Genomic DNA, 12400 nt, shown 5'->3' with positions numbered 1-12400 from the left:
CATATTTGTTAGTCCCGAGTAAGCACAAATTTCAAGAAATTTTAAAAACGAAGGACAATGAGCGTAGTAGAGCCGATTTTAGCAGAGAATAAGGATCGATTTGTAATTTTCCCCATTCAACACCACGATATCTGGGATTGGTATAAAAAGAGCGAGGCTAGTTTCTGGACAGCCGAGGAGATCGACCTTCACCAGGACCTTACCGATTGGAACAATAAATTAAATGATGACGAGAAGTATTTCATCAAGCATATTCTTGCTTTTTTCGCTGCTTCCGATGGGATCGTGAATGAAAACCTGGCCGAGAATTTCGTGAATGAAGTTCAATACAGCGAGGCAAAATTCTTCTACGGGTTCCAGATCATGATGGAAAACATCCATAGTGAGACCTACTCTTTGCTCATCGACACCTACGTAAAGGATGACAAGGAAAAAGATCTGCTGTTCAATGCGATCGAGAATTTCCCTGCTATCAAGAAGAAAGCCGACTGGGCACTGAAGTGGATAGAGAGTCCGAGTTTCGCCGAACGCCTTATCGCCTTTGCCGCGGTGGAAGGCATCTTCTTCTCGGGAGCTTTCTGTTCCATATTCTGGTTGAAGAAACGCGGCCTGATGCCGGGATTGACCTTTTCCAACGAATTGATATCCAGGGATGAAGGAGTACATTGTGATTTTGCCGTACACCTTCACAACAAACACCTGGTGAATAAAGTACCGAAGGAACGCATTCGCGAGATCATCGTGGATGCCCTTAATATAGAACGTGAGTTTATTACCGAATCACTTCCGGTTAGTTTGATCGGGATGAACGCAAAACTCATGACACAATACCTGGAATTTGTAACCGACCGACTACTGGTAGAGCTGGAGTGCGAGAAAGAATACAATGCAACCAATCCATTCGACTTTATGGATATGATCTCGTTGCAGGGTAAGACCAACTTTTTCGAGAAGCGTGTTTCTGAATACCAGAAAGCAGGTGTTACTAACAAAGACAAGGATTCGAATAAAATTAGTTTCGACGCAGATTTCTAAAATATCCAAAAGGGGTACTAGTCTCCGAGGATGTTTTTAATATCGCTGATAATGTGGTGTATATGCACTCCCCATCAGCACCGGTATATAACCATTTAACCTCATTAACAGTAAGTTGATATGAATGTAGTAAAAAGAGACGGCCGCAAAGAACCGGTAATGTTCGATAAGATCACTGCCCGGGTGAGAAAATTGTGCTACGGATTGAACGACCTCGTCGATCCCGTAAAAGTTGCTATGCGTGTGATTGAAGGTTTGTACGACGGAGTAACTACCAGTGAACTGGATAACCTCGCCGCCGAAACTGCTGCAACCATGACGACCTCACACCCCGACTATGCAAGGTTGGCCGCGCGTATCTCTGTATCTAACCTTCACAAGAACACCAAGAAGAGTTTTTCCGAGGTGATGACGGATCTGTATGAATACGTCAATCCACGTACCGGGAAAAAGGCCCCTTTATTGAGTGATGAGGTATACAAAATAATTAGGGATAATGCGGAAGAACTAGATTCTACCATTATCTACAACAGGGATTTTGGATACGATTACTTCGGATTCAAAACCCTTGAGCGTTCCTACCTGCTTAAATTAAATGGTAAGATCGTGGAGCGCCCGCAGCATATGCTGATGCGCGTTTCAGTGGGGATTCACTTGAACGATCTGGCGGCTGCTAAAGAGACCTACGAATTAATGTCGAAGAAGTTCTTTACGCACGCTACACCTACTTTGTTTAATAGTGGTACCCCCAAACCACAGATGTCTTCTTGCTTCCTGCTTACGATGAAAGAAGACAGCATAGACGGTATCTACGACACACTGAAGCAGACGGCGAAAATCTCACAATCTGCCGGAGGTATTGGATTGTCCATACACAACATCCGGGCAACCGGATCGTACATTTCAGGGACAAACGGAACCTCCAATGGAATCGTTCCCATGCTTCGTGTGTTTAACGATACCGCGCGCTATGTTGACCAAGGTGGTGGGAAGCGAAAAGGCTCTTTCGCTATTTACGTAGAGCCATGGCACGCCGATATCTTCGATTTCCTCGATCTGAAAAAGAACCACGGAAAGGAAGAAATGCGGGCACGTGACCTTTTCTATGCCATGTGGATCCCGGATCTGTTCATGAAACGTGTCCAGGAAGATGGTGACTGGACCTTGATGTGTCCGAACGAATGTCCCGGCTTGTTCGACACTCACGGCGAGGAGTTTGAAGCAATGTACACTAAGTACGAGTCTGAAGAGAAAGGTCGAAAAACCATAAAAGCGAGAGAACTTTGGGAGAAGATCCTCGAGTCACAGATCGAAACCGGTACACCTTATATGTTGTACAAGGACTCTGCGAATCGTAAGAGCAATCAGAGGAATCTTGGTACTATTCGTTCTTCTAACCTTTGTACTGAGATCCTTGAGTACACTTCTGAAGATGAAGTGGCGGTTTGTAACCTCGCTTCTATCGCACTACCCATGTTCGTTAAGAACGGGGAATTCGATCACAAGGAATTGTTCCGCGTTACCAAGCGAGTTACCAAGAACCTCAACCGGGTGATCGACCGAAATTACTACCCGGTACCCGAGGCGAAAAATTCCAATTTCCGTCACCGGCCCGTAGGTTTAGGTGTTCAGGGATTGGCAGATGCTTTTATATTATTAAGACTGCCTTTCACCAGTGATGAGGCTAAAAAGTTAAACCAGGAAATATTCGAGACCCTTTATTTTGCGGCGGTTACTGCTTCTATGGAGGAGGCTAAGCAAGACGGTCCTTATGAATCTTATAAGGGGTCTCCTATTTCCAATGGTGAATTCCAACATAATCTTTGGGGCATAAAGGATGAAGAATTAAGTGGCCGATGGGATTGGGCCAAACTGCGCAAAGATGTCAAGAAACATGGGGTTCGCAATTCTTTGTTGGTAGCACCAATGCCAACGGCCTCTACTTCGCAGATCCTTGGAAACAACGAAGCTTTCGAGCCGTACACTTCAAACATCTACACCCGAAGAGTACTTTCGGGAGAGTTTATCGTGGTGAACAAGCACTTGCTTGAAGACCTGGTTAATCTCGGCTTGTGGAACGACGACCTCAAGGAAGAGATCATGCGTGCCAACGGATCCATCCAGGATGTGGATGTGATTCCGCAGGAATTAAAAGAATTATACAAAACTGTTTGGGAATTGAGTATGAAGGACATTATCGATATGTCTCGTCACAGAGGGTACTTCATAGATCAGTCTCAATCGCTTAACCTCTTTATGGAGAATGCTAATTTCGCAAAACTCACTTCCATGCATTTCTATGCCTGGAAGAGCGGCCTGAAGACGGGTATGTATTATTTGCGTACCAAGAGTGCCGTGGATGCGATCAAGTTCACCTTGAAGAACGAAGCGAAAAAAGAACCGGTTGCTGCTGTTGCAGAAGCCAGTGTGGACGCTACTTCGGCGGCGTCTGATAAACCACTCACGCCACAGGAATTACGTGAAATGCTAGCCAAATCGCGCGATGCAGAAGACGATGACTGCTTAATGTGTGGTTCTTAATTTAAGTGTTATTAATTATGAAAAAGGAGGGTAAGAACCCTCCTTTTTTTATACTTTCAATTATATTAGCTCTTTATCAATTCACATGGAAGAACTTATTAGCCGGGCCGAAGAAGCGATCAATTGTTCACAGTGCGATACTATTATCGCAACGGATAAAATATTCTGTGTTAGTTGTGGCTTCCCGGAACGGGGAACCGAAAGTGAGAAATCGAAGTTTCATGCGGACCGTGTGCTTAATCAGCGTAAGCAGCAGTTCGCTAAAAAAGAGCTAAAAACGGGTAGAATCATCTTACTTGTTATTGCCGGAATTTCCTTTCTTTCAGGATTGTTTTACTTCTTTGTGATGGATGATTCAGCAACTTTGATAGCTTCAGGCATTCTATCTATCGTTTACCTTGCCCTTGCATACTGGTCACAACAGAAGCCGCTCATCGCTATGGTACTCGGACTATTGGTCTACTTAACTACCTTGGTGATCAATGCCATCGTAGACCCGGAAACCATCTACAGGGGGATCATCATGAAGGCGCTTATCATCGGGTTCCTGGGGAAAGGGATCAATTCTGCCTTACAACTTCGTAAAAATCAATAGGTGTAAATGGAACAGTGCGCCAAATGCGGGGCTGTACTAGAGCCTACCGATGTGTTTTGTGGCAGCTGCGGTAGTAAACGCCGTTTGGATACTTCAGAAACCGAAAAGCAGAGTATCCGACAGATCATTATTTTTTACATCATTTTCCTCGTTTATTCCATTGTTTCCTATGTGATCTATCTTGAGAGTGATAGCCTTATCACAGAGATCGTTCTGGAGTCTGTTTTTGTCCTGCTTACCATAATGTTCAGTTTGATGGACTTCAGCAGGATACTAAAGCTCTACAGTGTAAAATATATCAATTGGAAGAACCTGGGCTTCTCAATAGTCTTTCCGGTATTCACTGCGGCTATTGTTTACTACGGAATATCCTGGTTGAATATTAGCCTGATGGAAGAGGATTACAATATGTTCTTCGATTATATTGGATATGAGAATGCTTTCATGTGGGCCTTTATCTTTATTGCGATCGTCGCCCCGGTTTTCGAAGAACTCGCCTTTCGAGGATATTTATTTAACCAGCTACTGAATGTTACAAGTCCGCGAGTTACTATCATCGCCACGGCCCTGATCTTTGCCCTGGTTCATTTTTCGTTTATATCCGTGCTTTGGATCTTTCCCTTCGGATTGGTGCTAGGTTACTTGCGTTATAAATACCGAACGTTGTGGTTAGGAATGCTGGTGCATTTTATCCACAATCTCCTGGTATTGCTCCTGGACTATTATTATTTCAACAACGATTCCTTGTTTTCCTTATTACAATAAGTGAAGAAGATACCCCAGGATGAGTCCTAGCAGAACAACCCAGATAGAACTGAATTTTTTTACCCCAAAAACAAGTATAGCACAGACTACGGTAATGACTATACTTCTCCAATCCATTAAGGTTTCTTTTCCCATAACAAATAGGACAGCGAGCATTACGGCTACGGCTGCTACATTCACACTGTCTAAAAAACCTCTTAGAATCTTAGATTTCTGCATTCTTGGGATTAGGGGATTTAGGATCAGTACGAATAAAAATGAAGGTAGAAATATTCCTGCGGTAGCAGCTAAGGCTCCCAAGAATCCACCTAGTTGATAACCTATGAATGTCGCGGTGGAGAGCACGGGTCCTGGTGTAAACTGTCCTATTCCTATTGCTTCCATCAACTCTGGTCTGGTTAGCCATCCATTACTAACTAATTCGGCATCCAGGTAGGCAAACAACACATACCCGCTCCCGTAAAGTATAGATCCAACCTTCAGAAAGGTCCAGAAGATCTGGAGTGTACTTAGCTTCTGAATGACATCTTCAGAAATAAAAAAAAGAAATAAGGGAGAAAAGATCCCGGCAGATGAACTTTGGCGCTTCAGAAAAAAGTAAAACCCACCAACAACACCGCCAGCCAGTAGCGCTAAGATCTCGTTTACACCAAACAGACTGGCAACTAACACCAGGACTCCGATAATGACTAATTCGATATTCTTGATGGCTTTTTTGCCAAGCTTAATAATTGCGGCCAGAATAATAACCAAAACTGCCGGCTGAATACCTTTGATAAAAGGCTCCACCTCGGGAAGTGTCCCATATTTCACATACAACCAGGCGAGAAACCCGGTGATCACAACAGCTGGAAAAATGAAGCAGCTACCGGCAACAAATAACCCTCTGATGCCAGCTCGTTCATAGCCACAGTGCATGGTCATTTCCGTGGAATTCGGTCCCGGAATGAGGTTGGTAGCACCCATTAGATCCAAAAAGTGTTCTCGTGTCATCCACTTTCTTTTGGTCACTACTTCGTCCTCCATCATGGCTATGTGTGCAGCAGGACCTCCGAAGGCAAAACACCCCAGTTTAAAGAATAATCCAGCAACTTCAAGCAATCGATTTTTACTATCCATAACCCTTCCGAAGCTATTTAGTTAAGTATATCCGTCCCTAGGTACTCATCATTCTTGTTATAATACCACGCCCGTACCTTAGGCATCTTAATACCATTTACAATCTTTTCTTCGGAAAGCAGTATGTATTCACCAGTATCCTTTCCTGCATTTTTTGGATCGCCTTTAAAGAATTGGTAAATCTCCATTGCATAGGTTTTTGGGTCGAAATAGAAGAGCCAAACGTCACTACCCACTGTTTCGTTATAGGTGACCTTCAGCCTGAGGTACTGTTTTCCTTTGAATTCTTCTAGGGTAACCTCATCATGAACTTCTGTTCCCGGATCCATGAGTTTTATCGGGAGTCCATAGAGATAGGTATAGTAATTCTTATACAGATTAGCTGTTTCGCAAGGCATTCTGCGCATCGAAGTGGAATCTATTATCGATGTTTTACATTTACCTTTATCAATAGTATAAGAGATCTCTGTAGTATCCCGTCTGGCATTGAGATAAAAGTATTCATTGGGAAGGTCTATTTTTATATTGCTGTACCTTGGAGACGCGGAAGGTGTCTCCATGGTGACGAAAAGTTCAGCTCTGAACTTCATCCAGGCACTATGAGGATCGTGATATTCTATAGATTTCCGAAGTAGCTCTTTTCCTTTAATTTCCTGGGAAAACAGGGGGAGGGCACATAAAAATGAGAGTGTAAATAGTAGCAGATATTTCATAAGTTGAGAATAATCATGTTCTAAAATAAGATATTTGCTACTTTTATCGGGTCGACAAAAGCTTTTTATGAATTACGGTTTTACCGAGTTGTTGCAGTTATTTGGTTCGCTGGGTTTGTTCCTCTTCGGAATGATGGTGATGAGTGATGCGTTAATGAAGTTGGCTGGGAATAGAATGCGAAGGATCCTGGCAACCATGACCTCCAACAGGTTTTTCGGTATTTTAACCGGGTTCACTATAACATCAGTAATTCAATCTTCGTCTGCCACCACTCTCATGGTGGTTAGCTTTTCCAATGCGTCCCTATTAACGCTCACTGAGTCTATAAGTGTGATCATGGGTGCCAACATTGGTACCACGATTACTGCCTGGCTTATTACAATTTTAGGGTTTAAAGTAAGTATGAGCGCCATTGCACTCCCATTGGTAGGCTTTGGATTTGCCTTTACCTTCGCAAAAAAGGAGCAATTAAAGAACTGGGGAACCTTTATTATTGGGTTTGCGGTATTGTTCATAGGGCTACAGTTTCTAAAAGAAGCGGTCCCTAACGTCAATGACAATCCCGAAATGCTTGAATTCTTAAAGCGCTACACCGACCTTGGTTTTTGGTCTGTGCTCATTTTTCTTTTCATAGGGACATTGCTCACGGTTATTATTCAGTCGTCAAGTGCTACTATGGCACTTACGTTAATAATGACCGCACAGGGATGGATTCCCTTTGAACTGGCAGCCGCAATGGTTCTGGGTGAGAATATTGGTACAACGATCACAGCTAATATTGCAGCAATTGTTGCGAATTACCACGCAAAACGAACGGCACGTGCACATTTGATGTTCAACCTCATTGGTGTTTTCTGGGTGCTGGTTTTATTCTATCCATTTCTGAAAATGGTGAGTTGGATAGCTCAGGAAACAGGGTCTGAATCACCCTATATTAGCGCTGCAGCTATTCCTGTGGCTATTTCACTTTTCCACACCATATTCAACATTTGCAATACATTCCTGTTAGTTTGGTTTGTTAAGCCAATAGCCAGGCTTGTTGAAAGAATCGTGCCGGTTAAACTACTACCGGAAAAAGAAATCGACGAACCAAAATTCTTGTCGAAGGACACACTTAAGTATCCTGAAACCGCCATCATTTCTCTTGAAAAAGAGTCTAAATATCTATTTAAAAAGGCCGTTTATGAGATTGTTGCTCACTCGATGAATATTCATAGAGCCGATATTAAATCGGATGAGAAGATTAAGGAAATCGTAAAACGATCAACCCGGGATATGGGCATTGATGTAGAAGAGCTTTACCATACGAAAGTGAAGAAGATATATGGAGAAATATTGCGATATGCTTCCCTGGCACAAACAAATTTCAAATTGACACAAAAGCAGAATGATCACGTATCAGAAATCAGGCTTGCTAATAGAAAGATGGTAGAAATCCTTCGGAATATGAAGGAAATTGCTCCTAACATTTCTAAGTATTCGGAATCTGGGAATGAGCATGTGCAAAAAGAGTATTACAAGTTCAGAAAGAAAATAGCTAAGGTTCTTCGGGTGATCTATCGTTTCAGAACAAAAAAGGACAAGGAAATCTACCATGCTAAGCTCATGACCTTGCGAGATGCCGCCAAAGGGGAAATACACTCTGCAAGTGATTCCATTGAACGATTGATAAGAGAGGGATTAATCACCGTTGATATGGGATCCTCTTTGGTAAACGACCGAGACAATGTGAATGATACAATAAAGAAGCTGATTACAATAGCCGATCTCCTCTACGGTGAACGAGATCCTCTATTCGAAAATAATAAGAAGAACTAAAAAGAAAGCCCCAACTTGTGGGGCTTTCGTAGGATTCTTATTTATGAACTTTTATGGCTCTTATAATACTCTTCCATTAAGTTCATGAGAGCAGTTACAAGGTCTTTGGTCTCCAGTAACAAACTGAAGTAAAGTGTGGTGTTCTTCGGACTAGATTCTTCATCACGGGTTCTCGTGATTTGCTTCTCGATCATTTCGGATATATCCCCAAAAGCCTTTTGTTTGCGAATAAGGATATCCTCTAATTTATCGAATTCACGCTCCTTAAATATCGACTGAATATCTTTCAGCAAATGTTCAAACGAAGAGTCGATAAACTGAAGATCCTTGATCTGGTTGAATCTAAGTTTCTTATGGTTATTATGAACGTGTTTATAACTCACTTTCGCGATATATTCCAGAGACTGGGTAACATCGGTCAGGTATGCCAACACCATGATATAGAAATTACTTCCCCTAACACTGGTCTCATCCAAGTTCTTAATGAAGTAGAAGATATTATTTCTGAGTTCGTCAACCTCTTCAGAAAGCTGATCCACCTTAAGCCTGCTTTTCTTAAGTTTTGATTCATCCTCTTTTGCTAGTCCATTAATGATAGAGGAGTATATTTTATATGTCCTGGATGCAGCTTTCGCTATATTATCGGCGCTTTCCTCAATAATCCCCTGAACTGTGCTGCTTTCCGCTTTCTTTAATTCATCAGGCTCAATAATCACTTTGGATTTTTTCTTGTGAGAAATGTAGTTTCTGATAAGCAATATAACTGCGACGAGCAGTAACACGGCAATCATAGGAGCTTTTCCAAGATAGATCAGGTACGCCAGTGTTCCGGCTGCAACAAATGCACTGAATGCTGTAAAGAACCAGCCTCCAATTACATTTAATACCCCGGCTACTCTGTAAACCGCACTTTCACGTCCCCATGCTCTATCGGCCAGTGATGTACCCATTGCTACCATAAATGTTACATAGGTAGTTGATAATGGTAACTTCATAGAGGTAGCGATCGATATTAAGATCCCTGCTACCATTAAGTTTACTGAAGCACGAATCTGGTCGAACGCTGGAAGTTCGTATGTTTTGTGTTTAGGTAGAGTTACAACTGGTTTCTCGAAACTCGCATTGATCTTTGCCTGTGTAGAATTTGGTATCATCAAACCAAGCATAGAAGCTAATTTCGTACTTCCTTTAACTACGGCTCTCGAAAGCATATTAGGTTTGAATTTCTCCTTGGTCTCATCTTGGGTTGCAAGTCCGATCTCGGTATCAGCAACTGTCCGCGCTTTTTTAGAGAACCATAAAGTAACAACCATTACACCACCTGCAATGAATAACAACAATGGTTCGGCAGGTACTTTTTTGTCGAGTACATCCATGGAGAATGCTGTAGCTTCAACTCCCGATACCGACCATGCTTCGTAAGAGTGGAAGGCTGCCATTGGCACCCCGATGAAGTTAACAAGGTCGTTTCCGGAGAAAGCCAGAGCCAGACCGAAAGTACCAACTGCAATTACAATGATCAAAATGTTCTTTTTCAAAACATTCATGTAAAGCATGGATAGCAAGGTCCAAACTACAAAGCTTACCACAATGATAATTATTTCGTTGCCCTCCAGGACATCTTTCATGTCTCCGTAATACGGTGTTCCTTTCAGCCCTTTCATAAAGATGAAATACGTAATGGCTGTAAGTGCCACTCCACCGAAGAGAGCCCCGAAGTTCTTAATTTTCTTTTCGTAATGAAATGTAAATATCAATCGGGAAATATATTGAACCAGAGCACCCACGGAGAATGCAATAACTACAGACAGTAGTATTCCTGAAATTATCTCCATTGCCTTGGCCGTATTGATATAATTTCCAAGATCGCCTAATACGGCGGTATCTGAATTACTGATCTTTATCAAAGACATCACAACGGCTGCTCCCAGTAATTCGAATACGATTGAAACAGTAGTGGAGGTAGGTAATCCAAGCGTATTGAAGAAGTCCAATAATAGAATATCTGTGATCATCACAGCCATGAAAATGATCATGATCTCATCGAAATAGAACTCCCCCGGAACGAAAATTCCTTTTCTTGCTACTTCCATTAATCCACTGGATGATATAGCTCCCACGAAGATTCCGAGACTTGCTATGATCATGATTGTCTTGAATGGAATGGCCTTAGATCCAATAGCCGAATTCAGGAAGTTAATAGCATCATTACTTACACCTACAACCAAATCGGCAATAGCGAGTATAGCAAGCGCTACTATCATTAATAAGTAAATATTGTCCATAATTTTCAGTAATAAACTGGCACAAATGTCTTAATTATTCAATGGTCATCTGTTACCAAATTGTTATGTCTTCTACTTTATAGGTGCACGTCGAATCCAATTCTAAACTGCAGGAAATCAGCGTCAGCCGCAGCAGTTCCGTAGGTAAAATCGGATTGAACTTTTAGCTTGTGACCTACAACGTATTTCGAAACACCCAGCGTATATTGTTCTTCCATTGCACGCCCTGTGATGTCATCATAGTCAGCCGTGGTAAATCGACCAGCAATTTCGTAATTATTCTTGAATAAATAAGCAGCCTGTAAATTTACTGAACTACCAACCAAAACAACATCTCCTGTTGGATTTCCGTCACCATCAAGTGCGGGCGTACCATTCGCTTCCACCGCTACAGGATTATCGGCATCGCGGTTGGCATATTCACCAGCGAAGGAGAAACCTTTGTATTTGAACATGGCATCCACAAAAATGGTGGTCTGATCTGTTTCATAGAGTGAACCGTCACTTAATAGCATATAGCTTCCCAGGTTACTCCTTGTTTTTACTGCGTCCTGGTTGTAATCGTAGGTGGCTGCAACCATTAGTTTTGGTTTTGGCTCACGCTTGAGGTCACTTTGAGAGTAATCACCTTTAGATTGAAATTTACCGAATGGGAGAAGTTCTAGCCTGGCGGTGTATTGTAACCCACCTTCATTTCCCTGAGTTATGTTTCGACCTTCACCTTGTGAGAGCGCAATTTTTTCGCGAATGAAGAAATCTCCGCCCAAGTTCGCATTGTGACGCAATTGAATCCCCATATCACGGTCAATATTGAACCGACTGTTCAAGATAGAACGGTCGATAAATTGCAAATTACCGGAAGAAACAACTCGTTCTACGTTACCGGGTAATTTGGTTTGACCAGCCCATAATTCAAAATTCTCATAAAAATTCCACTTGATAACGGCATCGAGGATATATCGTGGAGTGTTGCGATTGAACTGGGTAGCGCCACTAATATCTCTGTTGGATAATCCAAGCTCAATCTTATAAACCAATTTTGGAGAAAAGGCATAACCGTCGAATTTCAAACGCGCCCTTCTTACTAGGAAGTTATATTCGGCACTACCATAATTATCGCCATCATGGTCCCAAATTGCATTGTATCGCACCTGCATTCTAGGTGCAAATTTCACACTGAACGAACTGTCTTTTGCAACAAAGTTTATCATGCCTTTGCCAAAAGAAGTGTCGCTAATTTCTTGTGCTGTACTAGTGCCAAGGATAAACAGCACCATTAATAGGGTTAGGTAAGGTTGTTTCATCTAGAAATCGTTAAAGTTTTTGTCGCTACAAAGAACCAACCTTAATGTTAAGTTAATGTTTCCTAAAGATTAACTTTAATGTGTGATTTATCGCTATCTCCTGAGTTTATTTATAAAAAAAGCCACCTACAAGTAAGTGGCTTCCATCTTAGAAATCTAGTCGACAAAAACTTTACGATTTTCTGAAGATGTATGTCTATTAAAGACAGTACAAAATAAGACCT

At 42.0% G+C, this 12400-nt stretch carries 9 protein-coding genes; 5 read left to right on the top strand and 4 right to left on the bottom strand.

Annotated elements, in window-relative coordinates; translation table 11 throughout:
* The first annotated feature begins 57 nt into the window (after positions 1–57).
* The 4 genes from J1N09_RS03930 (at position 58) to J1N09_RS03915 (ending at position 4936) form a co-directional block, all read left to right on the top strand.
* The gene (locus tag J1N09_RS03930; protein WP_265198289.1) at positions 58–1035 is read left to right on the top strand and encodes a ribonucleotide-diphosphate reductase subunit beta; all 978 of its coding nucleotides are present in this window, start codon (positions 58–60) and stop codon (positions 1033–1035) included.
* Between the two features lie 120 nt (positions 1036–1155).
* Positions 1156–3576 (top strand): ribonucleoside-diphosphate reductase subunit alpha, encoded by a 2421-nt coding sequence (locus J1N09_RS03925; protein ID WP_265198288.1) that lies wholly within the window; start codon positions 1156–1158, stop codon positions 3574–3576.
* An 85-nt stretch (positions 3577–3661) separates the two neighbouring features.
* Positions 3662–4171: a hypothetical protein gene (locus tag J1N09_RS03920; protein ID WP_265198287.1), complete on the top strand. Its 510-nt coding sequence runs from the start codon at positions 3662–3664 to the stop codon at positions 4169–4171.
* A gap of 6 nt (positions 4172–4177) precedes the next feature.
* On the top strand, positions 4178–4936 hold the full coding sequence (locus J1N09_RS03915) for a type II CAAX prenyl endopeptidase Rce1 family protein (protein WP_265198286.1): 759 nt from the start codon (positions 4178–4180) through the stop codon (positions 4934–4936).
* Here the strand turns inward: J1N09_RS03915 and chrA are convergent.
* Positions 4928–6055: a chromate efflux transporter gene (gene chrA, locus J1N09_RS03910; protein ID WP_265198285.1), complete on the bottom strand. Its 1128-nt coding sequence runs from the start codon at positions 6053–6055 to the stop codon at positions 4928–4930. The genes J1N09_RS03915 and chrA overlap by 9 nt on opposite strands.
* 17 nt (positions 6056–6072) lie before the next feature.
* A complete protein-coding gene (locus tag J1N09_RS03905) occupies positions 6073–6768 on the bottom strand; it encodes a DUF6503 family protein (RefSeq protein WP_265198284.1) in 696 nt (231 codons plus the stop codon).
* Positions 6769–6835: 67 nt separating this feature from the next.
* On the opposite strand from J1N09_RS03905, the gene J1N09_RS03900 reads away from it, so the two are divergent.
* Positions 6836–8587 carry a Na/Pi cotransporter family protein gene (locus J1N09_RS03900; RefSeq protein WP_265198283.1) on the top strand — a complete coding sequence of 584 codons (1752 nt, stop codon included), beginning with the start codon at positions 6836–6838 and terminating at the stop codon, positions 8585–8587.
* 41 nt (positions 8588–8628) lie between these two features.
* On the opposite strand, the gene J1N09_RS03895 is transcribed toward J1N09_RS03900, so the two are convergent.
* Positions 8629–10872, bottom strand: coding sequence for an inorganic phosphate transporter (locus J1N09_RS03895; protein ID WP_265198282.1), 2244 nt, complete (start codon positions 10870–10872; stop codon positions 8629–8631).
* Between the two features lie 77 nt (positions 10873–10949).
* Positions 10950–12176: an OprO/OprP family phosphate-selective porin gene (locus tag J1N09_RS03890; RefSeq protein ID WP_265198280.1), complete on the bottom strand. Its 1227-nt coding sequence runs from the start codon at positions 12174–12176 to the stop codon at positions 10950–10952.
* Positions 12177–12400: the final 224 nt, after the last annotated feature.

The organism is Aureitalea sp. L0-47, assembly GCF_026126405.1.
GTDB lineage: Bacteria > Bacteroidota > Bacteroidia > Flavobacteriales > Flavobacteriaceae > Pukyongia.
Note: the sequence above shows the minus strand (reverse complement) of the source record. Positions and strands in the feature narration are given on the sequence as shown.

Excerpts from the sequence above, each read along its gene's own strand:
- chrA (WP_265198285.1), bottom strand. The coding sequence starts at position 6,055 with ATGGATAGTAAAAATCGATTGCTTGAAGTTGCTGGATTATTCTTTAAA.
- J1N09_RS03895 (WP_265198282.1), bottom strand. The coding sequence starts at position 10,872 with ATGGACAATATTTACTTATTAATGATAGTAGCGCTTGCTATACTCGCT.
- J1N09_RS03890 (WP_265198280.1), bottom strand. The coding sequence starts at position 12,176 with ATGAAACAACCTTACCTAACCCTATTAATGGTGCTGTTTATCCTTGGC.
- J1N09_RS03925 (WP_265198288.1), top strand. The coding sequence starts at position 1,156 with ATGAATGTAGTAAAAAGAGACGGCCGCAAAGAACCGGTAATGTTCGAT.
- J1N09_RS03905 (WP_265198284.1), bottom strand. The coding sequence starts at position 6,768 with ATGAAATATCTGCTACTATTTACACTCTCATTTTTATGTGCCCTCCCC.
- J1N09_RS03915 (WP_265198286.1), top strand. The coding sequence starts at position 4,178 with ATGGAACAGTGCGCCAAATGCGGGGCTGTACTAGAGCCTACCGATGTG.
- J1N09_RS03900 (WP_265198283.1), top strand. The coding sequence starts at position 6,836 with ATGAATTACGGTTTTACCGAGTTGTTGCAGTTATTTGGTTCGCTGGGT.
- J1N09_RS03930 (WP_265198289.1), top strand. The coding sequence starts at position 58 with ATGAGCGTAGTAGAGCCGATTTTAGCAGAGAATAAGGATCGATTTGTA.
- J1N09_RS03920 (WP_265198287.1), top strand. The coding sequence starts at position 3,662 with ATGGAAGAACTTATTAGCCGGGCCGAAGAAGCGATCAATTGTTCACAG.